19 protein-coding genes and 1 pseudogene are annotated in these 24,686 nt (G+C 33.4%); 15 read left to right on the forward strand and 5 right to left on the reverse strand.

Features of this window, described 5'->3' with window-relative positions; genetic code table 11:
• Positions 1 to 161 precede the first annotated feature (161 nt).
• Together ACZ0AH_RS19150 and topA are read right to left on the reverse strand one after the other, a co-directional pair.
• Positions 162 to 1,313, reverse strand: a complete 1,152-nt coding sequence (locus ACZ0AH_RS19150; RefSeq protein ID WP_463477368.1) for a formimidoylglutamase — start codon at positions 1,311 to 1,313, stop codon at positions 162 to 164.
• 3 nt (positions 1,314 to 1,316) lie between these two features.
• Positions 1,317 to 3,833: a type I DNA topoisomerase gene (gene topA, locus ACZ0AH_RS19155; RefSeq protein ID WP_463477369.1), complete on the reverse strand. Its 2,517-nt coding sequence runs from the start codon at positions 3,831 to 3,833 to the stop codon at positions 1,317 to 1,319.
• Positions 3,834 to 4,404: 571 nt separating this feature from the next.
• Between topA and miaB the strand changes: the two genes are divergently transcribed.
• From miaB to ACZ0AH_RS19200, 9 genes and pseudogenes are all read left to right on the forward strand, one after another.
• The gene (gene miaB, locus ACZ0AH_RS19160; protein ID WP_463477370.1) at positions 4,405 to 5,850 is read left to right on the forward strand and encodes a tRNA (N6-isopentenyl adenosine(37)-C2)-methylthiotransferase MiaB; all 1,446 of its coding nucleotides are present in this window, start codon (positions 4,405 to 4,407) and stop codon (positions 5,848 to 5,850) included.
• Positions 5,851 to 5,893: 43 nt separating this feature from the next.
• Positions 5,894 to 6,283, forward strand: a complete 390-nt coding sequence (locus ACZ0AH_RS19165; protein ID WP_463477371.1) for a GxxExxY protein — start codon at positions 5,894 to 5,896, stop codon at positions 6,281 to 6,283.
• A 216-nt stretch (positions 6,284 to 6,499) separates the two neighbouring features.
• Entirely contained in the window at positions 6,500 to 7,756 is a 1,257-nt protein-coding gene (locus tag ACZ0AH_RS19170; protein WP_463477372.1) for a sigma-54 interaction domain-containing protein, read from the forward strand.
• A gap of 101 nt (positions 7,757 to 7,857) precedes the next feature.
• On the forward strand, positions 7,858 to 8,376 hold the full coding sequence (gene lptE, locus ACZ0AH_RS19175; RefSeq protein WP_463477373.1) for an LPS assembly lipoprotein LptE: 519 nt from the start codon (positions 7,858 to 7,860) through the stop codon (positions 8,374 to 8,376).
• 1,266 nt (positions 8,377 to 9,642) lie between these two features.
• Positions 9,643 to 10,200 (forward strand): annotated as a pseudogene (locus ACZ0AH_RS19180) (tetratricopeptide repeat protein); the annotation flags it as partial.
• Positions 10,201 to 10,203: 3 nt separating this feature from the next.
• Positions 10,204 to 10,545, forward strand: a complete 342-nt coding sequence (gene secG, locus ACZ0AH_RS19185; protein WP_463477374.1) for a preprotein translocase subunit SecG — start codon at positions 10,204 to 10,206, stop codon at positions 10,543 to 10,545.
• Between the two features lie 150 nt (positions 10,546 to 10,695).
• Complete coding sequence (locus tag ACZ0AH_RS19190) at positions 10,696 to 10,971, forward strand: co-chaperone GroES (RefSeq protein ID WP_012023920.1); 276 nt, start codon at positions 10,696 to 10,698, stop codon at positions 10,969 to 10,971.
• An 82-nt stretch (positions 10,972 to 11,053) separates the two neighbouring features.
• Positions 11,054 to 12,682 (forward strand): chaperonin GroEL, encoded by a 1,629-nt coding sequence (groL, locus tag ACZ0AH_RS19195; RefSeq protein ID WP_463477375.1) that lies wholly within the window; start codon positions 11,054 to 11,056, stop codon positions 12,680 to 12,682.
• Positions 12,683 to 12,963: 281 nt separating this feature from the next.
• Positions 12,964 to 14,166 carry an alkaline phosphatase family protein gene (locus tag ACZ0AH_RS19200; RefSeq protein ID WP_463477376.1) on the forward strand — a complete coding sequence of 401 codons (1,203 nt, stop codon included), beginning with the start codon at positions 12,964 to 12,966 and terminating at the stop codon, positions 14,164 to 14,166.
• Between the two features lie 164 nt (positions 14,167 to 14,330).
• Here the strand turns inward: ACZ0AH_RS19200 and ACZ0AH_RS19205 are convergent, their stop codons facing one another.
• Positions 14,331 to 15,860 carry a SulP family inorganic anion transporter gene (locus ACZ0AH_RS19205; protein WP_463477377.1) on the reverse strand — a complete coding sequence of 510 codons (1,530 nt, stop codon included), beginning with the start codon at positions 15,858 to 15,860 and terminating at the stop codon, positions 14,331 to 14,333.
• 378 nt (positions 15,861 to 16,238) lie between these two features.
• Between ACZ0AH_RS19205 and ACZ0AH_RS19210 the strand changes: the two genes are divergently transcribed.
• Positions 16,239 to 16,928, forward strand: a complete 690-nt coding sequence (locus ACZ0AH_RS19210; RefSeq protein WP_463477378.1) for a chitosanase — start codon at positions 16,239 to 16,241, stop codon at positions 16,926 to 16,928.
• A 248-nt stretch (positions 16,929 to 17,176) separates the two neighbouring features.
• The gene (locus tag ACZ0AH_RS19215; protein WP_463477379.1) at positions 17,177 to 17,644 is read left to right on the forward strand and encodes a hypothetical protein; all 468 of its coding nucleotides are present in this window, start codon (positions 17,177 to 17,179) and stop codon (positions 17,642 to 17,644) included.
• Between the two features lie 101 nt (positions 17,645 to 17,745).
• On the opposite strand, the gene ACZ0AH_RS19220 is transcribed toward ACZ0AH_RS19215, so the two are convergent.
• Both ACZ0AH_RS19220 and ACZ0AH_RS19225 read right to left on the reverse strand, forming a co-directional pair.
• Complete coding sequence (locus tag ACZ0AH_RS19220) at positions 17,746 to 18,249, reverse strand: YkgJ family cysteine cluster protein (RefSeq protein WP_463477380.1); 504 nt, start codon at positions 18,247 to 18,249, stop codon at positions 17,746 to 17,748.
• Between the two features lie 131 nt (positions 18,250 to 18,380).
• Positions 18,381 to 18,803: a DoxX family protein gene (locus ACZ0AH_RS19225; protein WP_463477381.1), complete on the reverse strand. Its 423-nt coding sequence runs from the start codon at positions 18,801 to 18,803 to the stop codon at positions 18,381 to 18,383.
• A gap of 260 nt (positions 18,804 to 19,063) precedes the next feature.
• On the opposite strand from ACZ0AH_RS19225, the gene ACZ0AH_RS19230 reads away from it, so the two are divergent.
• From ACZ0AH_RS19230 to ACZ0AH_RS19245, 4 genes are all read left to right on the forward strand, one after another.
• Positions 19,064 to 20,293: a TMEM143 family protein gene (locus tag ACZ0AH_RS19230; RefSeq protein WP_463477382.1), complete on the forward strand. Its 1,230-nt coding sequence runs from the start codon at positions 19,064 to 19,066 to the stop codon at positions 20,291 to 20,293.
• A 151-nt stretch (positions 20,294 to 20,444) separates the two neighbouring features.
• Complete coding sequence (locus tag ACZ0AH_RS19235; protein WP_463477383.1) at positions 20,445 to 21,983, forward strand: T9SS type A sorting domain-containing protein; 1,539 nt, start codon at positions 20,445 to 20,447, stop codon at positions 21,981 to 21,983.
• A 214-nt stretch (positions 21,984 to 22,197) separates the two neighbouring features.
• Positions 22,198 to 22,662 carry an Mpo1 family 2-hydroxy fatty acid dioxygenase gene (locus tag ACZ0AH_RS19240; protein ID WP_463477384.1) on the forward strand — a complete coding sequence of 155 codons (465 nt, stop codon included), beginning with the start codon at positions 22,198 to 22,200 and terminating at the stop codon, positions 22,660 to 22,662.
• 181 nt (positions 22,663 to 22,843) lie between these two features.
• A complete protein-coding gene (locus ACZ0AH_RS19245) occupies positions 22,844 to 24,682 on the forward strand; it encodes a TlpA family protein disulfide reductase (protein WP_463477385.1) in 1,839 nt (612 codons plus the stop codon).
• Positions 24,683 to 24,686 lie beyond the last annotated feature (4 nt).

Consider the following 24,686-nt stretch of genomic DNA (forward strand, 5'->3'; position numbering starts at 1 on the left):
TAATGTTAAATAAAATAAAAAAAAAATATTTCATCGATAAACTAACGCAAAAAATCGACGTAAAACGTTAAATTTTATATTTTGTAAACCTTAACCTACTAATAATTCTTAACGATTTTTTAATAACGCAAAAAACAAAAAAATTATTGTAAAACTTTACTTCACAAAGCATTTTTTCTTTGTGCCTTCCACCATCTTTCTGGCAATTCTTGATTGCAAGCAGAGAGATATTCGTCATAAGAACACGGTAATAACGTATTTCTTTTCAATTTATTGTGACCATTAGATTCGTAAGGAATTTCTATCCACCAACGTTCTGTTTTGTCACTTTTATAAAAAATCAATTCTTCATCTTCCAGCGGCACAATATATTTTAAATAATTTGTTCTGCTTCCAAAAGGATATTCTTTTGATCGATAATGATATCCTTCTATAAAATACCAAACTATCTGAGCTATCATCGCTGACTCATATACGGTATTATTGTGATTAAAGATTCCAAATGATGAAACTTTATCGCTAATCCCCGCATATCTGGCCAATGAGCAGATCTCTTTTCCATTAAAACCGTTAGGTTCAAAGGAAATATTGTTTCCTGAATCAGATGATTTTATTGAATTTAAATCAATACTTACCAGATCAGCATCTCTAAAAACCGGTTCAGCCAATGCTATATTATTTGATATTTCGCCTAAACGATAAGCATCAAAAAACAATTTCTCAATCAAATCAATTTCTTCCTGCGAATTATAATAGGTCTGATATCCTATATTACAGTAATTAAAGAGGTTATTAGGCTCATCAATTATGATTTTAGTGAGATATGAATTAGCCGAAACTGTTTCATTTTCCTTTCCAAAATCAAATCTGTTATCTACTGCAACCATATTTACCATTTGCTCTAAATCGTCATAAGCGCGATACAAAGCATAGGTCAGATCCTGCGAACCTCCCAGGACTATAGGAATCACTTTATTCTTAATTAAGGTAGCTGTTACCTTTTTAAGAGCAAAGTAAGTATCTTCTACAGAATCGCCGGCAAGAATATCTCCTAAATCAGCAATTGAAGCATCCCAATTACCGGGAAACATGCTATAAAGCTTCTTACGAATAGCATTTAAGCTTACTTCATTAATGGCATTGCTGTTTCTGCGATCTTCTAAAACACCAACAATTGCAATCGTAATTTTATCAATATCAGGAAATTGATCTTGAGTATGCAAAACAATTTTACTACCCAACTCTTGTGAAGACAACGAACTAATGAATTTTAAAATTCCGTCGTTAACTGGTTCTAGAAAATCAAATTCCATTTTTTATTTCTTTTTAGCGGCTGTTTTCTTAGCTGGTGCTTTTTTTGCTGTTGTTGTTTTTTTGGCTGGAGCTTTTTTAGCTGGTGTCTTTTTAGCAATCATTTCCTGAACTTCCGCCAATGTCAATTTTGTTGCATCAACGTCTTTACTTAATTCAATTTTGATTTTGCCTTTTGTGATTACTGAACGGCCCCAACGTGCTTTTTCAACCAAAATCCCTTCGTCTTCCCAATTGTGAAGCACTTTATCTATATTTTTTTGCAATTTATCCTCAATCAGTTCTTCAACATCTTGTTGCGATAAATTATCAAAATTGTATTTTTTACTAACATTTACAAAAAGACCATTCCATTTGATGAAAGGACCAAAACGCCCCACACCTTTCTGAACACCTTCTCCTTTATAAACTGCAATTGGAGCATCAGCAATTGCTTTTTCATCAATTAACTCTTGCGCTCTTTCTTTAGAAAGACTTAACGGATCTTCTCCTTTTGGCAAAGAAATAAACACACTTCCGTGACGAACATAAGGACCATAACGACCGTTGCTAACCTCTACTTCTTCTCCTTTATATTCACCTAAGTTTTTAGGCAATAAAAACAAATTCAAAGCTTCTTCAAGGGTAATGTTTCCGATATTTTGATCAGACATCAAACTGGCGAATTTTTTATCTTCATCATCGGCTTCTCCAATTTGAGCCATTGGTCCAAATTTTCCTAAACGAACAGAAACTTGTCTTCCGTCTGCATCTTTTCCAAGTATTCTTTCTCCGCTTTCACGTTCTGCATTCGCTTCAACCTCTTTTACATTTGGATGAAATTTATTGTAGAACTCCTGCATCATAATTGCCCAGTCAATATTTCCTTCGGCAATTTCGTCAAAATCCTGCTCTACTTTTGCAGTGAAATTATAATCTAATATGTTTCCAAAATTCTTAACCAGGAAATCCGTTACGATTGTCCCGATATCTGTTGGGACTAATTTTCCTTTATCAGAACCTGTATTTTCTTTCAGCAACTTCTCTCCTACTTTACCAGTTTGCAAAGTAAGTTGTGTATAATTACGTTCCTGACCTTCAAGAGTTCCTTTTTCAACATAATTTCTATTGATGATAGTCGAAATAGTTGGCGCATACGTAGACGGACGACCAATTCCTAATTCTTCTAATTTTTTCACCAACGAAGCTTCTGTATATCTTGCCGGAGGTCTTGAATATCTTTCGGTTGCTGTAATATAATTGTTAACTAATTTTTCGTTTACTTTTAATGCAGGCAACATTCCTTCTTGTTCTTCTTCATCGTCATCATGACCTTCTAAATACACTTTTAGGAAACCTTCGAAAAGCAAAACTTCTCCGGAAGCTGTAAAAATTTCGCTATGATTATTGGCTTCAATTTTTACGTTTGTTCTTTCTAATTGTGCATCGCTCATTTGAGACGCTAATGTTCTTTTCCAGATCAAATCGTATAAACGCGCCTGATCACGATCGATATTTACAGTATGGCGCGACATATCTGTTGGACGAATTGCTTCGTGCGCTTCTTGTGCGCCTTTACTTTTGTTGGCAAAAGTTCGGGGTTTAGAAAACTCTTTTCCGTATGATTTTATGATTTCAGCTTCTGCAGCACTCATTGCTTCAGCAGAAAGATTCACACTATCCGTTCTCATATAAGTAATAAGTCCGGCTTCGTATAAACGCTGCGCAAGCTGCATGGTGATTCCAACTGGTAAATACAATTTTCTTGCTGCTTCTTGTTGCAATGTAGAAGTTGTAAATGGTGCTGTTGGGGATTTTTTGGTAGGTTTAGTTTCTAAATCTGCTACCTTATATTGTGATCCGATGTTTTTATTTAAAAAATCTTCGGCTTCTTTTTTAGTATTAAAGTTCTTTGGTAATTTGGCTTTGAAAGTTTTTCCTGCCTCATTCACAAATTCTGCTACGATAGAATAACTCGCAACTGCATTAAAGTTTTGAATTTCGCGTTCTCTTTCTACAATCAAACGAACCGAAACGGATTGCACACGTCCGGCAGAAAGTCCGCCTTTGATTTTTCTCCATAAAACCGGAGACAATTCGTAACCTACCAAACGGTCCAAAACACGACGTGCTTGTTGTGCGTTTACTAAATTATAATCAATTTCTCTTGGATTGTCGATTGCTTTAAGAATCGCAGATTTGGTAATTTCGTGAAAAACAATTCGCTTGGTTTTTTTAACATCTAGTTTTAATTCTTCCGCCAAGTGCCATGAAATAGCTTCTCCTTCGCGGTCCTCATCACTTGCTAACCAAACCATTTCGGCATTCTTAGATAATGTTTTAAGTTTACTTACTAAGGCTTTTTTATCTGGAGAAACTTCATATTTAGGTTTAAATCCATTTTCTACATCTACACCTATTTCCTTAGATGGTAAGTCGGCTATGTGCCCATAACTTGACTCTACCTGAAAATCACTTCCTAGAAATTTCTCTATTGTTTTCGCCTTTGCAGGTGACTCAACTATTACTAAATTCTTTGCCATTGCTCTATTTTTCTGCAACAAAAGTATCTATTTTTTTTAAATATCAGCCTCGATAATGCATTTTTGAGTTATTTTAATATTATGATTGCTAAAATTGCACATTTATCTGTAATCGTACCTATTATATATATAGGTATAATTTTTAAAGGATTATGACCGAGAAATATTCTTTTTTACTGCAGATTCCTAGCCCGGATTATAGTGAAAAGCCCGGAGTAAAAAATGTAAAAAGTTTCTTGTTTTAAAAAAGCGACTCCCGAAGCTTTGGGAGAAGCTCTTTTTAAAAACATTAGAAACTTTGCATTTTTATGTCCCGATAGCTATCGGGATGTAGCGGAAAGCCGGAAATAGCTACAAATTATTTTAGATTTTCGATTGTTGATTTTAGATTAATCTTCTTATCTACAGATTATTATTAATTGGCCGTTATTTAAGTCGCTATTATTAAAATTTAAAATCAGCAATTGTTAATTAGCAATCTAAAATCTTAACTCTAAAATCTAAAATTTCTTTTCTGCCATCTTGTCATATTGAACACATTTGCGTTATCTTTGCACTTTGAAATTATACAATGGAAAAGATTATTGAAGAAAGCAAGCAGGGCGAAAGTCTTGTTTTGGAGAATAAACCTGAAAATACCAAGAAACTTTTTATAGAAAGTTACGGTTGTGCGATGAATTTTTCGGACAGTGAAATCGTAGCTTCCATTTTATCGATAAACGGATATAATACGACACAAACTCTTGAAGATGCCGATTTGGTTCTTGTAAATACCTGCTCGATCAGAGACAAGGCGGAGCAAACTATTCGTAAACGTCTGGAGAAATATAATGCGGTGAAACGTATTAATCCGAAAATGAAAGTGGGCGTTTTGGGCTGTATGGCCGAGCGTTTGAAAAGCCAATTCCTAGAGGAAGAAAAAATAGTTGACCTTGTTGTTGGTCCTGATGCTTATAAAGATTTGCCAAATTTATTAGCAGAAGTTGAAGAAGGCCGCGACGCAATAAATGTAATTTTATCGAAAGAGGAAACGTACGGAGATATTTCGCCGGTTCGTTTGATGAGCAACGGAATTACAGCTTTGGTTTCGATCACGCGCGGTTGTGATAATATGTGCACGTTTTGCGTTGTACCTTTTACACGCGGACGTGAGCGTAGTCGTGAACCTCAGAGTATTATGGGAGAAATTCAGGATTTATGGGATAAAGGCTTTAAGGAAATTACACTTTTGGGGCAAAACGTTGACAGTTATCTTTGGTATGGGGGTGGTTTGAAAAAAGATTTCGTAAACGCATCTGAAATGCAAAAAGCAACGGCAGTAGATTTTGATCAATTGCTTGAAATGGTTGCTGTAGGTTTCCCTAAAATGAGAATCAGATTTTCGACTTCTAATCCACAGGATATGCACGAAAGTGTTTTGCATGTTATTGCGAAACATCCTAATATTTGCAAACACATTCACTTACCTGTTCAGTCCGGAAGTAACCGAATTTTAAAGGAAATGAATCGTTTGCACACCCGCGAAGAATATATGACTTTGATTGATAAAATCAGGTCGATTATTCCGAATGCTTCAATTTCACAAGATATGATTGCGGGTTTCCCAACAGAAACCGAACAAGATCATCAGGATACCATGAGTTTGATGGAATATGTAAAATATAATTTCGGTTATATGTATTCGTATTCTGAACGTCCGGGAACTTTGGCCGGAAGAAAAATGGAAGATGATGTTCCGGAAGAAACAAAAGCGAGAAGATTACAGGAAATTGTCGATTTACAACAAAAACATGCCTGGTTTAGAAGCGAAGAATTTGTTGGACAAGTTGTTGAAGTTTTGGTCGAAAAAGTTTCAAAAAAATCAACCGAAGAATTCTCAGGAAGAAATTCTCAAAGTATTACAGTGGTTTTCCCGAAAGAGAATTATAAGATTGGGGATTTTGTAAATGTAAAAATCACAAGCTGCACAAGCGGAACTTTAAAAGGTGAAGCTGTTGGATTGAGCAGTATGAATTAGATTTTTAACCGCAAATTTCACAAATTTTCACAAATTAATTTCCATGCCTGACTCAAACGAATATTATTACAAGAAAAACGAAAACTATAAAATTGTTGGAATCTGTATGGAAGTACATAGATTATTAGGATCTGGATTACTTGAAATTGTATACAAAGACGCATTAGAAATTGAATTCAAAATTCATCAAATTCCCTATCAACGAGAAAAGGAGTTTGCAATAGAATATAAAGGAATTATTTTGCCTCATAAATTTTATGCAGATTTCATAGTTTATGACGATATAATATTAGAGGTGAAATCTGTGAAAGAAATTAGCAATGATCATCTTGCCCAAACATTAAATTACATGAAACTTGCAGATACCCCTGTGGGGATAATTGTAAACTTTCAAAATAAATCACTAATACATAAACGATTAATAAATTCATAAAATAAATTTGCGCTAATTTGCGTAATTTGTGGTTAATTTAATGATAATCAAATTACTTGAAAAAAGTTATTCGTCGATTTAAAAAATCTGTGTTAATCATTTTATCCCGATAGTTATCGGGAATGACAAACGAAAAATATTATTTGTGGTTTTAAGACTCGTATACATTCCGTAACTTGAAACCTGAAACAAATAAAACTTGAAACAAAATTTTACATGGAAACAGTTCAAGCAATAAAACAGCGATTTGAGATTATTGGAAATGATCCGAAATTAAATCGCGCTATCGAAAAAGCCATTCAGGTTGCTCCTACTGATATTTCGGTAATGGTGACTGGGGAAAGTGGTGTTGGTAAAGAAAATATTCCGAGAATAATTCATTCGCTTTCACACAGAAAGCACGGAAAATATATTGCTGTAAACTGTGGTGCAATTCCGGAAGGAACAATTGACAGTGAACTTTTTGGACATGAGAAAGGTGCTTTTACCGGAGCTACAAGCACGCGTGAAGGTTATTTTGAAGTGGCAGATGGCGGAACCATTTTTCTTGATGAAGTTGGTGAATTGCCATTAACAACTCAGGTTCGTTTACTTCGTGTTCTTGAAAACGGAGAATTTATAAAAGTAGGTTCATCTCAGGTTCAAAAAACGAATGTTAGAATCGTGGCAGCAACAAACGTAAACTTATTCAATGCGATCGAAAAAGGCAAATTCCGTGAGGATTTGTACTATCGTTTAACAACTGTCGAAATTACTTTACCGCCTTTACGCGAAAGAAACGAAGACATTCATTTATTGTTTAGAAAATTTGTTGCCGATTTTGCGCATAAATACAAAATGCCTCCGTTAAAGTTAGATGACGATGCGGTTCAGCTTTTGCAAAAATTCAGATGGAACGGAAATATTCGTCAGCTGCGAAATGTAGCGGAACAAATTTCGGTTTTAGAAACCAATCGCGATATTACATTGTCTACTTTACAATCGTATTTACCAACCGAAGGAAGCAATTTACCATCGGTAATCAACGATAAGAAAAAAGAAAGCGATTTTAGTACCGAAAGAGACATTTTATACAAAGTGCTTTTTGATATGAAAAGTGATTTGAATGATTTGAAAAAACTGACTTTGGAATTAATGAAAAACGGCAGTTCGAAAGTACAGGATATAAATCCGAATTTAATTCAGAAAATATACGGTTCTCAGGAAAATGACAGTGAAATAGATTTTGAAGAAGAACCAAGAACAGCTGTTATGACGCCTGCAACGCGCGAAGATAATTACCAAATGCAGGATGATAATTACTTGTTTGCCGAAACAATTGAGGAAGAAGAAGTTTTGCGTTTAGAACAAAAAGAAATCGAAATGATCAAAAAATCATTAGAAAAAAATAAAGGAAAACGAAAAGCTGCTGCTGATGAATTAGGCATTTCGGAACGAACTTTATATCGAAAAATTAAACAATTTGATTTGTAGTTTTTGCTACGAAGACACAAGGACGCAATTTTTTTTTAAACGAAAATGAATATCTTTGGCCAAACGCCATTCAACTGGCGAAGCAATTCTTAAACTAAAAAATGAAAAACTTAAAATATATTTTAATTCTGATAATCGCTACAACTTTCAGCGGCTGCGGAGTTTACAATTTTACAGGAACAGGAAAAATCGATGCTGACACTTTTCAGGTTAACTTTTTTCAGAATAATGCTGATTTGATCGAGCCTGGAATCGACAGAGATTTCACATTGGCTTTGCAAGATTTAATTCAGAGCCAAACCAATTTAAACTTGGTAAGCAGCGGCGGTGATTTGCTTTATGAAGGGGAGATTATAGATTACAGAACAACTCCTATGACAGCGACTGCTGTGACGTCTGATGGGAATGTTGGAGCAGCACAAAACCGTTTAACGATTCGTATACGAGTTAGATTTTCGAATAAAAAGAAAGAAACAGATGATTTTGAGAAAACTTTCGAATTCTACAAAGATTATCCTGGAGATCAACAACTTGTAGGTTCTGCTTTAAATGCTGCTATCAAAGAGATTTATGACAGGATTACTCAGGATATTTTTAATGAGTCATTAGCAAAATGGTAGTTTTCTGGTTTAATCGGTAAATCGTTTATTCATTAAGTGATAACGATTAACACTATCGATTATACAATTAAGCAAATTTCAACGATTAAACAAAAAATAATGAATGTAACTGATTATAACTACCTAATAAACAAACCTGATGCTATTACAGAAAAGCAGGCGGATGCATTAGGAGATGTTTTGAATGAATTTCCGTATTTTCAAAGTGCGCGTGCACTGCGATTAAAAGGACTTTACAATCAAAACAGCTTTAAGTATAATTATGCTTTAAAAGTTACAGCAGCACATACAAGTGATCGTTCGGTTTTGTTTGATTTTATTACTTCAGAGACTTTCACTTCTATCCAAAGTGAATATTATGATCAAAAACTTAGAGATCTTCTACAGATTACAGTTTTCGACAGCCAAATTATTTCACCTGAAGAAATCAAAAAAGTTACCGAAGTTAGGATTGATCCTATCGAACAATCTATTTTAAATTCTATAAAAGAAGCTACATCCGTAACTTTTGAACAACCGGTAAAAACAGAAGAAAAACCAATTGATCCAATTATTGAGGAACCAACTATAACCTCTGATAAAGAAGGTACTACGATAATTTTTGAAGAAGACGTAAAAACAGAAGAAAAACCAATTGAATCTGTTGAAGAATCTATTGTAATTTCTGAAACAGAACCTGCAACTATAATTTTTGAAGAAGTTGTAAAAACAGAAGAAGAACAACCTATTGAATTTATCGAAGAATCTATTGTAACTTCTGAAACAGAACCTGCAACTATAATTTTTGAAGAAGTTGTAAAAACAGAAGAACCAATTGAATCTATCGAACAACCTTATGTAACTTCTGAAACAGAACCTACAACAATAACTTTTGAAGAAGTTGTAAAAACAGAAGAACCGATTGAATCTATCGAAGAAGAAACTATTACAACTTCCGTTAAAGAACCAACGCCAACTTTTTTTGATGAAATAGTTGATGATGAAACTCCTTTAATTCGAATTGATCCTATTGAGGAATCAATATATATATCTTTAAAAGAAGCTTCGACAGTTGTTTTTGAAGAAGCAAAACCAACTCAAGAACCTGAAGCAATTAAAGAATTGGTGCCAGTTTCTATAGAAGAAAATGCGACAATTGTTTTTGAAGAACTTCAAGTTGAAGAAGAAGTTAAAGAAATTGGAGAAAACGAAGAAGAAAAAGACGAAGAATCAAAAGAAATTCAAAGTCCTGAAATTCAAGAATCAATAAAAGTTGCCAGAGAACATCTGGAAATAGGAAAACCATTAGATTTTTCTGTTAATGAAAAACATTCTTTTCAGGAATGGCTTCAATTAGCCAGGACAGAACCTATTGACAGAACAAATGAAGTAACTGTAAAAGAGAACCCTTTAAAAGAAATAAAAGCACAAGAAATAAAAACAGAAAAAGTTAAAGAAAAAGAAGAAATTCTTTTACCAGCTCCTGAACCTGTTATAAAAGCTGTTGCCAAAATTGTTCCGGACAATGGTACTCAAACAGAAGTAATGGACGAAGATAAAAAGAAGAAGGCGGAAATAATTAATAAATTCATCGAAACAAATCCAAAAATCTCTCCAATAAAGCAGACTGCAATCAATACAACAGTACAGTATGACCTTAATAAAGAGGACAATACCTATTTAATGACAGAGACTTTAGCCCGTGTATATCTGGAACAAAAGAAATATACGAAGGCAATACAAGCATATGAAATATTAATTTTGAAATATCCAGAAAAAATTAGTTTCTTTGCAGACCGTATTTCGGATATAAAGATTTTACAACAAAATAACAATAATAATTAAACAATGAGCACATTTTCAATTTTTTTAGTTTTAATCACAATAGTTTGCTTTCTATTGATCGTAGTAATCATGGTACAAAACCCTAAAGGAGGAGGATTATCTTCTACTATCAGCGGAACTCAAATGTTAGGTGGGGTACAAAAAACAACTGACTTTTTAGACAAAAGTACTTGGACTTTGGCTACTATTTTGATTGCTTTAATTTTGCTTTCAAGCTTAAGCTTTTCAGGATCATTAAGTGATACTGATTCTAAAATTATTGAAAAAACTGAAGCTCCGGCTGCTAATACGCCAACTGCTCCGGTTCAACAAACTCCTGCTCCGGCAACTCCTGCAGCGAAATAATAATTTTGATATAAATATAAAATGCCAGCCTGTCAAAGCTGGCATTTTTTTTAAGAAATAATGTCAGTTTTAAGAGCATGGCACAATTTCTGAAATCCAATAGAACATTAAAAACGTATAACTTGTATAACTTATAATAAATATAAAATCATGGCCTTAAACATTAAACCGCTTTCAGATCGCGTACTTATTGAGCCTGTTGCAGCTGAAACTAAAACTGCTTCAGGGATTTTTATTCCGGATACTGCCAAAGAAAAACCACAAAAAGGAACTGTTGTAGCTGTAGGAAATGGATCTAAAGATCACACTATGACCGTAAAAGTTGGCGATACTGTTCTTTATGGTAAATATGCTGGAACAGAATTAAAACTTGAAGGAACTGATTATTTGATTATGCGTGAAGATGATATCTTAGCGATAATCTAAAAAAACAATAAGTATTAAGTTCTGAGTATTAAGAATTAAGACTGCAAAACTTGAAACAAATCAAACATTAAACAAAAAAGAAATGGCAAAAGATATAAAATTTGATATTGAAGCACGTGACGGATTAAAACGTGGTGTTGATGCATTAGCAAATGCTGTAAAAGTAACTCTTGGACCAAAAGGTCGTAACGTAATCATCGGAAAATCATTTGGTGGACCAACTGTTACTAAAGATGGTGTTTCTGTTGCAAAAGAAATCGAATTAAAAGACCCATTAGAAAACATGGGCGCACAAATGGTTAAAGAAGTAGCTTCTAAAACCAATGATTTAGCGGGTGACGGAACTACAACTGCTACAGTTTTAGCTCAGGCAATCGTTAAAGAAGGTCTTAAAAACGTTGCTGCAGGTGCAAATCCAATGGATTTGAAACGTGGTATCGATAAAGCTGTTGAAGCGATTGTTGCTGATCTTGCAAAACAAGCTAAAGTAGTAGGAAGTGATTCTGATAAAATCAAACAAATTGCTTCTATCTCTGCTAATAACGACGAAGTTATTGGTGAACTTATCGCTACTGCTTTCGCTAAAGTAGGAAAAGAAGGTGTTATTACTGTTGAAGAAGCTAAAGGAACGGATACTTTCGTTGACGTTGTTGAAGGTATGCAGTTTGACAGAGGATATCTTTCTCCTTACTTCGTAACAAACCCAGAGAAAATGGAAGTTGAGTTAGACTCTCCATATATTTTATTATACGACAAAAAAGTTTCTTCTTTAAAAGAATTACTACCTGTTTTAGAGCCAGTTGCTCAATCAGGAAAACCATTATTAATTATTGCTGAAGATGTTGACGGAGAAGCTCTTTCAACTCTTGTAGTAAATAAATTAAGAGGTGCCCTTAAAATTGCTGCTGTAAAAGCTCCAGGTTTTGGAGACAGAAGAAAAGCAATGTTAGAAGATATCGCTATCTTAACTGGTGGAACTGTAATTTCTGAAGAAAGAGGTTATACACTAGAAAATACAACTATCGAAATGTTAGGAACTGCAAAAAGAGTTTCTATTGATAAAGACAACACTACAATTGTAAGTGGTGCTGGTGAAGCTGATATCATCAAGAACAGAGTAAACCAAATTAAAGGTCAGATGGAAGCTACAACATCTGATTATGATAAAGAAAAATTGCAGGAACGTTTGGCTAAATTAGCTGGTGGTGTTGCTGTTCTTTATGTTGGTGCTGCATCTGAAGTTGAAATGAAAGAGAAAAAAGACAGAGTAGATGATGCATTACATGCAACGCGTGCTGCTGTTGAAGAAGGAATTGTTGCTGGTGGAGGTGTTGCTTTATTAAGAGCAAAAGCGGCATTGGCTGATCTTAAAGCTGACAACGCTGACGAGGCTACAGGAATTCAGATTGTATCTCGCGCTGTTGAATCTCCATTAAGAACTATTGTTGAAAATGCAGGTCTTGAAGGTTCTGTAGTGGTAGCAAAAGTTGGTGAAGGTTCTGGTGATTTTGGATACAATGCTAAAACTGACGAATATGTTGACATGCTTAAAGCTGGTATTATCGATCCTAAAAAAGTAACTCGTGTAGCGTTAGAAAATGCTGCTTCTGTTGCCGGAATGATCCTTACTACAGAATGTGCATTAATTGATATTAAAGAAGAAAGTGCTGGCGGAATGCCAATGGGTGGCGGTATGCCAGGAATGATGTAATCGTTCTTAACTTCTTAAAATTTAAAACGTGTAATAGAAAATTCTATTACACGTTTTTTTTGCCTATTTTTTCGCCACGAATTTCACGAATGAGCACCAATTATTTTCCTATAAATTATACATAAAAAATTGGCGAAAATTCGTGGAATTCGTGGCAAACTTTTTTATCACCATAAAGATTATAACATAAATTCGTGGCAAACTTTTCTTTAGTTTAACATTCTGTTTTTCATTAAAAATTCAGTTATTAATACCTTTGCAGTTCTATTTAAAATTGCAAAATGAGAAAATTCACCACTCACCTATTATTTTTTACATTCTTACTCATTACTACTTTCTCCTATTCTCAGTCTTCGAAAGAAAATTACGTTGTATTGGTTTCTATGGATGGATTTCGTTGGGATTATGCGAAACATTTTCACCTTCAAAATCTCGATAAAATTGTTAAAGAAGGCGTTCATGCAAAATCAATGCGACCTTCTTACCCTAGTAAAACTTTTCCAAATCATTATGCTATAGTGACCGGACTTTATCCGGATCATCACGGCATTATTAATAATGTTTTTTATGATAAAGCTTTAAATGAATCTTTCTCCTTATCAACAAATGCTAAAAATGATTCGCGTTTTTATGGCGGAAATCCAATTTGGAATGTTGCTGAAAATCAAGGTGTAAAAAGTGCTTCTTTCTTCTGGCCGGGATCTGATACAGATAAAAAAAGACCTGGAATCTATAAAAATTACGACAATAAAATTCCGTACGGAAACAGAATTGATACTATTATAAAATGGTTGCAGCTTCCTGAAAAACAACGTCCGCATTTGATTACCTTATATTTTGATGAACCCGATCATACGGGACATAATTTTGGACCTCTTTCTGCAGAAAATGAAAAAATGGTTCACAAAATGGATTCGGTTATGGGACAATTATCATCTAAACTGGATCAATTAGCCATCGGAAAACAAATCAATTTAATTATTGTTTCAGATCACGGAATGGCTGATATCAGCAACAATAAAAAAGTAGCTATTCTTGATTATTTAAAACCGGAATGGCTGGGCTATAAAGACGTAATTAATCCGATTATGAGTCTTGAAGCAAAACCAGGTTGTATCGATTCGATTGCAAAAGCATTAAAAAAAGTCCCACATATCAAATTCTGGAAATCCGGTGAAGTTCCGAAAAGATTGCATTATGGAACAAATCCGAGAGTTCATGATTTTGTTATCGAAGCTAAAAAAGGGTATAGTTTAGTGAGCGATAAAACCCAAAATATAAAAGGCGGAACTCACGGTTATGATAACAAAAGAAAAGATATGCAAGCCATTTTTTACGCAAAAGGTCCCGCTTTTAAAGTTGGTAAAGAAGTTGGATCGTTCCAAAATGTTTCTGTTTATCCTTTAATTGCTCATATTTTAGATTTAAAAATCGAAGATGTGGACGGGAAATTTAGTGAAGTAAAAGATATGCTTGTTAATTGATAATGTGTCAATTTGATAATTAGAAAATTAGATAATGGAGTAGTGTATTAATAATTAGATTGAAAAGAACACACAATGTATTTTGATTCGATATTTCCTAATTAGAAAATTTTATAGATAACACATAATCATTATCTAATTATCAAATTGACACATTTCCTAATTTAGGAAACCACTTTATATTTCGGATCATCAATCACATTTACTTTAATAACGGCATCGGCATTTTTAAGTAATGTTCTGCAATCGGGACTTAAGTGTTTTAATTCTATTACTTTATTCAACTGACTGTATTTTTTGGTCAGATTATTTAATGCTTCAATTGCCGACATATCGGATACGCGGCTTTCCTTAAAATCTATAATTACATGATCCGGATCATTTTGAGCGTCAAATTTTTCCATAAATGTCGCTATTGAACCAAAAAATAATGGTCCGTAAATTTGGTATTGTTTTATTCCGTTTTCATCAATAAAATGCCTGGCCTGAATTCTTTTGGCGCTTTCCCAAGCAAAAACTAATGCCGAAATTATTACACCTATTAATACTGCTAAAGCCAGATTATGCAACAAAATAGTAATCACGGCCACTAAAATTCCGACGAAAATATCATGTTTTGGCATTTTATTGATTACCCTGAAACTTGCCCATTCAAATGTTGTAATGGCAACCATCATCATAACGCCTACTAAAGCTGCCATTGGTAATTTTCCAATTATGGGAGCTCCAAAAAGTATGATTAATAAGATTGTTAATGCGGCAATTATTCCGGAAAGTCGGGCTCTTGAACCAGCCGAAAGATTTACTAATGTCTGAGCAATCATTGGACAGCCTCCCATCCCAAAAAAGAAACCATTTAAAATATTCGAACTTCCTTGTGCGATACATTCCCTATTGCTGTTTCCGCGAGTTCCTGTAATTTCATCAACAAGGTTTAATGTCAACAGACCTTCGGTTAAACCAACGGCTGCAACTATTACTGAATATGGGAAAATTACTTTGAAAGTCTCGAAAGAAATTGGGATATTTGGAATATGAAAAGGAGGAAATCCGCCTTGAACAGAAGCAATACCTTCGACAGTTTTTGTTTCAATATTAAATATAATTACGATTGCAAAAACGACCATAATTGCGACCAAAGAAGCCGGAACAGCTTTTGTAATTTTCGGAAAAAGCAATACAATACCAATTGTTAGTGCAACTAAACCCAACATAATATACAAAGGAGTTCCCTGAAGCCATGAAATTTGTCCGTTTACTATGGTTTTAAATTGTTCTAATTGCGACATGAAAATAACAACTGCCAATCCGTTTACGAAACCAAACATAACGGGTTGTGGAACTAGTCTGATAAATTTTCCGAGCTTAAAAAGTCCAATGCAAATCTGGACGATTCCGCCTAAAGCAACGGCGGCAAAAACATATTCTATTCCGTGTGATTTCATTAAAGCGATTAAAACAATAACCGTTGCTCCCGCTCCGCCAGAAATCATTCCGGGTCTTCCGCCAAATATTGCCGTAACTAAACCCGCAATAAAAGCGGCATATAAACCAACCAAAGGAGGAAATCCGGCTAAAATAGCAAAAGACAAAGATTCCGGAATCATAGTCATCGCTACAGTTAAACCTGCTAAAATTTCATTTTTATAATTGACTTTCTGTGAAAAGTCGAAGAGAGAGAAAGCTTTTTTCATAAGAGCACAAATGTAGGAAATCTGGCAATTAGATAATGTAGAAATTAGATAATGTGTCAATTAGATAATTAGATAATTTTATAGATAGCGCGTAATCATTATCTAATTATCTCTACTCTGACCTTATTAAACACATAAACATTTCAATTACAAATAATTAAAATGTTTGTTTTTTACATTTTTATTAAAAAACCGTATAAACCCCCTTTTGCACCTCTTAAACAATTATTAATATTGTCAGAACATTTTAACAGTTGTACTTACCATTGAAATAGAAGATATTCTTCTCAAATCTGTTTTTATTTATTCGCTATTCCCAGGTTTATACTTTCTGTTAATCCTATTTTACAAATCAAAATAATATTAAACTAAAAAATCATGGCAATTTCAGCAAATCAAAAAAGAAAAATAATTCAGGTGGTTAATGTTTTTGAAACGGGAACTCCCGCGGGAAACTATTCTAATATTTCCATTTATGCAGATGGTCCTGTTATTAACGGAAGCCGAATTAAACAAATAACCTATGGCAGAAGTCAAACAACTGAGTATGGTGTATTAAAAATATTGATACAACAATATGCCGCCAACAATGGACAATTTTCTGATCAATTCAAACCATTTATAGATAAAATAGGAAAACAACCTAGTTTATGTACAGATTCATCTTTTAAAGGTTTACTTAAAAATGCCGGACAAAACGATCCTGTTATGAAATCAACTCAGGATGTTTTTTTCGATCAAATTTATTATCAACCTGCTTTTAAATGGTTTACAAGCATGAAATTTACGCTACCTCTAAGTCTTTTGGTTATTTACGATAGTTTTATTCATAGTGGTACTATATTGGCTTTTCTTCGCCAAAGGTTCCCTGAATCTGTACCTGCAAATGGTGGAGATGAAAAAAAATGGATTACCCAATATCTTAATGTTCGACATGATTGGCTGGAACATCATTCAAATAAAGTTTTAAGAAATACTGTTTACAGACCAATTTGTTTTGAAAACGCAATAGCACAAAACAACTGGGATTTGGCATTACCCATTAATGCGAATGGTACAATAATTTGATTTTAACTATAAATAAGACATTTGATTTCCATCTACGGTAAACATAGCCAATTATAACTCTAATTTATTTTTAATATTGTTTGTACTTCTATAAAGCATCAGAATTAAAAGCCGCAAACCAAAACTTACGTTTTTTTAACTTCAATTTTTCCCAACCAGAAACCCTTTCTTTAAAAAAAACTTTACTAAAGCCATTTTTCTTACATAAATAATTATATTAGCAACACCACTACAATAATCATAGAAAAATGAGCATTTTTAATTTCCTGTTTAGAAAATCAAATGTAGAATGCCCCAGATGTTTGGGAAAAACTTTTGTTGATTGGAATGATATACGACGTTTAAATAAACTCTTAAAATGGGTGCCGGCTCCTTGTGCTTATTGCTTGGGCAGTGGGAAAGTTTCTAAAGAAATGCTGGCAAAAGTTCCTGTAGATTGTACGTACCTGACTATTGATTTACCAGAATCAGAAATGGAAAAATTAAAAGATGGCAATAAAGAAGCATTAGAAAAAGCAAAACTACATGATATTTTTCTGGACAATCTTATAAAATATACCGAAGATCATTATGTGAACAAAAAGATGGATGCACAAAGCATTGCTGATTTGTATTTAAGTACCGAAGATGAAACTGCTTTATTTTCTTTAGAACGAAAAAATTTAATACAATTTATTGAAAAAGTAATTGAATTAAAGAAATCCGAATTAAATTAAGCAATATTCTCTAATCCACCCGGAAATGGTCTATAGGCATAATAATGCAAAACCTCTTCTATAGCCATTTTTAGTGCTTCGTTTATGGGTAATAAAGTAATTCACAATCGAAGATCGATTTGGGCGAGCTGCATATAATAATCGGTAAAAATGGGCACGTATTTATCTTTATTGATCGATTCTTCGGCTATAATGAAGTTTTCTTGTTGTTCTTCCTTAATGATTTTGCAAGTCGCTAATCTTAGTTTTCCGTATTTATCAGTATTTGCGGCATAACCAAAAAGACGGCATATTAATCCGCGATATTTATAATTGCTGCAATTACCTTTATGATGTTCTAAAACGGAAAGCGGGCGGTATAATAAACAATTTTTCGTAGTAGAATTTTTTAATTCTTCTAGTGTTTCTTCGGCTTTGCCATTCAAAAATAAATGGAATGCCCAAGGCAAAAATTCTAATGGCGAAGCGTCAATATTGGGTGTAGAACAACATTTGCCACAACCAGCGTTGCAGAACAAATGGGTTTCGGATTTGAAAGCAGTAATTTCTATTTCAATACGATCAAACAATTTCTCAACAAGCCGAACTTTTTGTTCTATTGCCATTAGTTTTTGTGTAAGGTAGACTAATAGAAATGGCTCAAGCCAGGATTGTATTTTTATTGGTAAAAAATAAAATTCCAAAATATCAATTCCAAATTCCAAAAATTTAAATCTTTTCCTTTAAACCTTTGTCCCTATTTTACCTTTGAATTTCTAAAATAAGCAATTGCACCAGTAGACCATAACGTCAGGAAAATCAAAACAGGCTGAAAAAACAATCGGATTAAACGGGCTTGATCTGTGTCGAGTCCAAGAGCACTGGTACCATTGAGATATTGGGCAATATTACCCGGAAAAACCAATACGTAAAATATCGCTAATCCGATTCCAATTTTTACTTTATACTTCGTTAGAAATATCATAACAAACCCCAATATAATTTCTACAATTCCGGAAAGAATCACTACGAGATCTTTATCCATAGGAACCCAATTTGGAACTTGTGCCTGAAAATCGGCTCTCTGAAAAGTAAAATGACCAATGGCTGCCGTAATCATAAAAATTCCCAAAAGTATTCTAAAGACATTTTGCGTCTTTGATGTTTGTATATTTTCCATATCCAGTATTAATTCGTTTTAATCTCTTATTTTAAAATGAGGTTCAATCAAATTTACGATAAATATGCAGCACGTTTTTGCAAAGTTTTCATAGAATTGTTGCGTAATATCCATGTAATTAATTTCTCTTAACCTCATTCTTTTTAAACATTTGAACCCGAATAGAAAATAACTAAACTTTAATAGAAAATCCGTTCAGAAATCAAATTTCGGGTGGTATTTTTGCGTTTATTAAAGTACCACTAAAAGCCAAAATCTGTATGACACGAGAACATTATATTCCCTTTAACAAGGAATTCTTACTCGAACAACAAATTACCAATTTCTCTGAAGACTCAAAAAAGGTTGATGATTTTAAAAAACTTTTCGATATTATCGAACATTATTATCATTATGAAGCTTTTAATCTAAACCGAAACCTAAAACAAAACTATGCCTTATTTGATCCTGATTTAAGCCTGAAAGAACGCGAAGGATTTATTGGAAAAAGTGATTTTTCGGTTTTTAAAGAAACGCTTCTTACCGTTTTGGAGCATGGTAATTATCGCCGTATTGATCAGGAAACTCTAGATAAAGCTTTTAAGGATTCGGATTTAATCGGACTGAATCTTTCGATAGATTTTAATGCTTTTAAGGACTACGAATTATATGTTCGCGGACATCATAAAGCAAAAGAAAAAGTCAAAAAATTTATTTTCTGGAAAAAAGAAATTGAGATTGAATATTATGATCGCGTTATGATTTATCTGAATTATAACGAATCGGATTATCTGACGGAGAAAAAAGTCAAATTAGGTAAAATGCCTATTGATCCGGGAACGATTGCTTTGAAAATCTTTAAACGTGTCCCGCAAAACGACTTAGAAACGATTTTTCCAAATGCGATTCCGAGAATGTCGACTACAGATAAACTATTCTTTTGGGTTCCGGGTATTTTTGGAGGTTTTTCGTTATTGAGCGCAACCGTAATTCCGGCTTTGATTGCCATGTATGCCGCTTATAAATCAGGCGAAACTATCGATTTATTAAATAGTAAGGCTTCTTTAAACCAGGGTTTAATTGCTTTGGGAATTCTTGCTGCTTACTTATTTCGCCAATACAACAATTTTGTAAATAAGAAAATCAGGTATTCAAAAATGCTTTCGGATAGTCTTTATTTTAAGAATCTTGGAAATAACAGCGGCGCTTTCTATTCTCTTTTAAATTCATCTGAAGAAGAAGTTTTGAAGGAAACTATTCTGGCTTATGCTTTTTTAAACAGGAGCCAAAATCCGATAACGGCTGAAGAACTCGATTCTCAAATTGAAAACTGGTTTAAAACAGTATTAGATACCGATCTTGATTTTGATGTAAAAGATGCTTTATTGAAATTGAAAAATATTGGTCTTGGTATAGAAACCAATGGCAAATGGGAAGTTATTTCGTTAGAAAAAGCACTTGTTCAAATTGATGAATTATGGGATGGTGTTTTTGGGTATAATCAGGGATAGGTTTCTGCCAATTGTAATTCTATAATTTAAAATGTGGCTTTCCGCAATCAGGCAAAATATTAAATGAGGATATTTGTTTTTAATTATAAAATCTTAATTGGTTCTAAACACTGCAGGACCAGATTATTTTGACACAATTAAAAAATAAAATATGAAAAAAAAATTACTCTTCTTTTTATTTCTATTGAATTTCTGTCTTTACGGACAACCTTCCTTACAGTGGCAAAAATCTATTGGCGGCACATCAAATGATCTTGGCCGAAAGATTTTACAAACACCAGATAACGGCTACATTACTATTGGATACTCTTTTTCTAATGATGGTGACGTAATCAATAATCATGGTGCTTTTGACATTGTGGTTGTAAAACTTAATCGTACCGGAACTATTGAGTGGCGAAAATCATACGGCGGAAGTAGTTCTGATACTGCAAGTGCTATTCAGAAAACTGCTGACGGAGGTTATATTATTGCTGGAAGTACTAACTCTAATGATGGAGATGTAAGTGGGAATCCTGAAGGTGGTGATTTTTGGATTATTAAAATTTCAAGTAATGGCACCATAGAATGGCAAAAATATTTAGGAGGTACTAGTAATGATTATGCAAGCGTTATTAAGCAAACAACGGATGGCGGATATATTGTTGGAGGTACTTCTGGATCTAATGACGGAAATGTAACAGGCAATCACAATACTATTGGCTCTCCATCTACTGATTATTGGGTTGCAAAATTGACCAGCAGTGGCGATATTATTTGGCAAAAATGTTATGGAAGTAATTATAATGAAACTTTACTGGCATTAGCACAAACAGCTGATGGCGGATATATTTTAAATGGAGAGACTAACGGTAATGGTGGAGACGTTACGGGATTTCATGGCGATGTAGATTGCTGGATTGTTAAAATCAATAGTACGGGAGCACTAGAATGGCAAAAAACACTCGGTGGTACAGGTGCTGAGGCTGGTGCCGATATTATACAAAATTCCGAAGGTGATTATATCTCCGCAGGTTTTTCTTCATCTGAGAATGGTGATTTAACAAATGCTCACGGAAACGGAGATGGCTGGGTAGTGAAACTTAATGCTACAGGAAATATTATCTGGCAAAAAGCTTTGGGGGGAACCGGAAGTGATTTCTTATATTCTGTTCAACAAACCCTGGACCAAGGCTATATACTTGCCGGAGCCACTGCTTCTAATGATGGCGATGTAAGCGGGCACCATGGAAGTAACGATTCCTGGGTAGTTAAACTAACTAATGACGGTCAGGTAGATTGGAATAAATCTTTAGGTGGAAGCAATAACGATGCGGCTTCTTCGATTATCGAAATTGCGAATGGTAAATATACTATTTTTGGCTATTCTTCATCAAACGATGGTGATGTAACGGGTAATCATGGAGCTACAGATATGTGGATTGCAAATTTGTCAAATAATTTATCTGTGCCTCAAAACACTATAAATAAATTGGTACGATTTTATCCTAACCCAACCAAAGATTTTATAACTATAAATATTGATTCCAGTATTATTGGGACTTCTTACACATTAAACGATCAACTATCAAAAGTGGTTCAAACGGGAATACTAAATGCCGAGAACTCAAGGATTCAAATTGATCATTTATCTAACGGAATTTATTTCCTTAACGTTTACGGTTCTCATATAAAGATTATTAAAAATTAATTACATTTCAGTAACAATAGTTTTTAAAAGCTTGAATAATTCGATTAAAACCTTCTTTTAAAACCGTAAATCCCTAGCCCAGATGGAAACGGCATCCTTTTGTTTTTTTCTTTAAAAAACAAAAGATATAGTGGACAGCTGGAAATAGCTCCTAAATCATATTATTGAAAACAAAAAGATTTTTTATTAGATTTACATATCTAAACATTAAAAAATGAGAACATTAGAACAATGGTTTGAAGAATATGCGGTAAGTCACCAGAATCCAAAAAATAAGGCGATACATTATGTTTGTGTTCCGGCAATTTACTTTTCGATTGTGGGTTTATTAATGAGTATTCCGAGTGGTTTTATTGCCAATACTTTAAAACTGAATGCGCCCATTATAGAAAACTGGGCTGTGGTTGTTTTAATTTTTGTTCTTATTTTTTACATTCGGTTATCTGTTTCAATGGCTTTCAAAATTTCTATTTTATCTGCAATTTGCCTTGTTGTCAATTATTATATTGGGCAAGTTGTTCCGTTATGGGCGTTTTCGATTGGCGTTTTTGTCATTGCCTGGATTGGTCAGTTTTACGGACACAATATTGAAGGCAAAAAACCTTCTTTTTTAAAAGATCTTCAGTTTTTAATGATTGGTCCGGCTTGGGTTGTTGAGAATTTGTTTTCTAAGAAATAACACGAATAAATTAGCAATTTTTATACGTCTGGCTTAAACCAAATACAACATGCCCAATTCTTTGACTTCGGTTATAGAATTGGGCTTTCTTTTATTATTTACACAAAATTAACAAGCATAATAATATATAATTTTAATTTTCGTTAATAAACTAACCTTCAGCGAATAAACCAAAAACCAGATGAAAAAAATCACCATTTTATTATTCTTTAGTATTATTAACATTTCCTTTTCGCAAACCGGAAAAGTGTATTTAAAAAACAAATTCAAAGTTGGCATGGCAAATAGCTATGTATATGAACCTCCAAAAGGCCTGATAATAGGGGATAAATTAACAGCCAATCTAATGTATGATTCAGATAATGATTTAATTTCTGATACAGCACCAATTGTTAAAAATGGAGAGAAATATGAATTCACCGTTAAAGTAGCCGATTCTGCGAGGGCATTTTTCGTAATTTTTAGTGATGTACAAAAAATTACTGATAATAATAAGGATAAGGGTTATGTAGTATACCTAAAAACCAAAAATGAATCTGAATTGGGTAAAACTTTGGCAAGTGAAATTTCAATGCGTGCTTCTGCCTATTATGCCTTCAAACTAAAACTCGATATAAAACCTGAAACTACGGTTAAAAGCTACGAAAAATTATTTGTCAAATATCCGAACTTAAAAAAGGACAAATGTTATTTGAGTTATCTTTATGAAAAAAACAACCTGACCAAAAAGAATGACAAAAAAGGCTTTTTGGCCTTTGCAGAGCTTTGTCGCAAAAAAAATACAGAAGAATATTTATTTCTTGCCTATTCTATATATGAAAGAAATAATAAAATGGAGGAGAAAGAAAAACTGGAAAAAGAGATTCTGACAAAATATCCTGATGGAAAACTTGCAAAAATAAAATTTATTGGTAGTTTTTTTGCTTATCAGAATAAAACCGAAGATTATATTTTAGAAACTATAAATATTTGCAAAACAAAATATCATGATAGCTCTAAAAGGACTTTGATAATGCTTTATCATCCTTTAATGCTTTTATACCTGGATAATAAAGATTTTGAAAAAGCACAAAAAATCGAATCTCAATTTTATTCTCCGGGAGGTTTGTACAATCAGACTGCATGGGAGTCATCCGGAGGTGATTTGACTTCGCCTGTAAAAGACATTGAATTTGCTTCAAAAATTTCTAAAAGATCTTTAGACATTATTTCAGAAAATAAAAAACAAAATTATAATCCGGAATATCAAAACCAATTCAATATGTATGCAGATACATACGCTCTTTTACTTTACAAACAAGGCAAATATGAGGATGCGTTTCAATATCAGGACAGCGTTAGAAAAGCTGGAGGATTGGATGCCGGAAGTAAAGAACGTTATTTAGCCATGATGGACAAAGTTGAAAGCAAAGATAAAGTAAAAGCTTATATCGAAGACGAAATCAATAATAACGGTGTTACTTCGCCTTTCTTTCTTTCAAAACTAAAAGAAATTTATGTTGTCAAAAATATTTCTCTGAATGAATATGAAAAGCTAAAACAAAAAACAAATTTGTTAGCTAAAACCAACAAAGACAAACAGATTATAAAAGAGTTTGGAAGTATAAATGCCCCGAATTTTGTTTTAAAAAATATAGAAGGAAAAGAAACCAAACTATCTGATTATAAAGGAAAAATTGTTGTTCTTGATTTTTGGGCCACCTGGTGCGGCCCATGTAAAGCTTCTTTTCCTAAAATGCAGGAATTGGTAAGCAAATACAAGGATAAAGATGTCCAATTTTTATTTGTAAATACATGGGAAAAAGGAGAAGAAAATGAAACCTTAAAAATAGTAACTGCTTTTATTTCAGACCAAAAATATAATTTTAATGTTGTATTTGACTCAAAAATGGAGGTTGTTGGCAATTATAAAATTAAGGCAATACCAACACGAATTGTAATTGATAAAGATGGCACCATACTTTCTACAAACAATTCTGATGCAGATATAGCTGCTTTTATTGAAGAACGTTTGAACTAAAATT

This window comes from Flavobacterium sp. AC105, assembly GCF_979258495.1.

Bases quoted from the DNA above. Each gene is read 5' to 3' on its own strand.
- ACZ0AH_RS19150 (WP_463477368.1), bottom strand. From the start codon at position 1,313: ATGGAATTTGATTTTCTAGAACCAGTTAACGACGGAATTTTAAAATTC.
- topA (WP_463477369.1), bottom strand. From the start codon at position 3,833: ATGGCAAAGAATTTAGTAATAGTTGAGTCACCTGCAAAGGCGAAAACA.
- miaB (WP_463477370.1), top strand. From the start codon at position 4,405: ATGGAAAAGATTATTGAAGAAAGCAAGCAGGGCGAAAGTCTTGTTTTG.
- ACZ0AH_RS19165 (WP_463477371.1), top strand. From the start codon at position 5,894: ATGCCTGACTCAAACGAATATTATTACAAGAAAAACGAAAACTATAAA.
- ACZ0AH_RS19170 (WP_463477372.1), top strand. From the start codon at position 6,500: ATGGAAACAGTTCAAGCAATAAAACAGCGATTTGAGATTATTGGAAAT.
- lptE (WP_463477373.1), top strand. From the start codon at position 7,858: ATGAAAAACTTAAAATATATTTTAATTCTGATAATCGCTACAACTTTC.
- secG (WP_463477374.1), top strand. From the start codon at position 10,204: ATGAGCACATTTTCAATTTTTTTAGTTTTAATCACAATAGTTTGCTTT.
- ACZ0AH_RS19190 (WP_012023920.1), top strand. From the start codon at position 10,696: ATGGCCTTAAACATTAAACCGCTTTCAGATCGCGTACTTATTGAGCCT.
- groL (WP_463477375.1), top strand. From the start codon at position 11,054: ATGGCAAAAGATATAAAATTTGATATTGAAGCACGTGACGGATTAAAA.
- ACZ0AH_RS19200 (WP_463477376.1), top strand. From the start codon at position 12,964: ATGAGAAAATTCACCACTCACCTATTATTTTTTACATTCTTACTCATT.
- ACZ0AH_RS19205 (WP_463477377.1), bottom strand. From the start codon at position 15,860: ATGAAAAAAGCTTTCTCTCTCTTCGACTTTTCACAGAAAGTCAATTAT.
- ACZ0AH_RS19210 (WP_463477378.1), top strand. From the start codon at position 16,239: ATGGCAATTTCAGCAAATCAAAAAAGAAAAATAATTCAGGTGGTTAAT.
- ACZ0AH_RS19215 (WP_463477379.1), top strand. From the start codon at position 17,177: ATGAGCATTTTTAATTTCCTGTTTAGAAAATCAAATGTAGAATGCCCC.
- ACZ0AH_RS19220 (WP_463477380.1), bottom strand. From the start codon at position 18,249: ATGGCAATAGAACAAAAAGTTCGGCTTGTTGAGAAATTGTTTGATCGT.
- ACZ0AH_RS19225 (WP_463477381.1), bottom strand. From the start codon at position 18,803: ATGGAAAATATACAAACATCAAAGACGCAAAATGTCTTTAGAATACTT.
- ACZ0AH_RS19230 (WP_463477382.1), top strand. From the start codon at position 19,064: ATGACACGAGAACATTATATTCCCTTTAACAAGGAATTCTTACTCGAA.
- ACZ0AH_RS19235 (WP_463477383.1), top strand. From the start codon at position 20,445: ATGAAAAAAAAATTACTCTTCTTTTTATTTCTATTGAATTTCTGTCTT.
- ACZ0AH_RS19240 (WP_463477384.1), top strand. From the start codon at position 22,198: ATGAGAACATTAGAACAATGGTTTGAAGAATATGCGGTAAGTCACCAG.
- ACZ0AH_RS19245 (WP_463477385.1), top strand. From the start codon at position 22,844: ATGAAAAAAATCACCATTTTATTATTCTTTAGTATTATTAACATTTCC.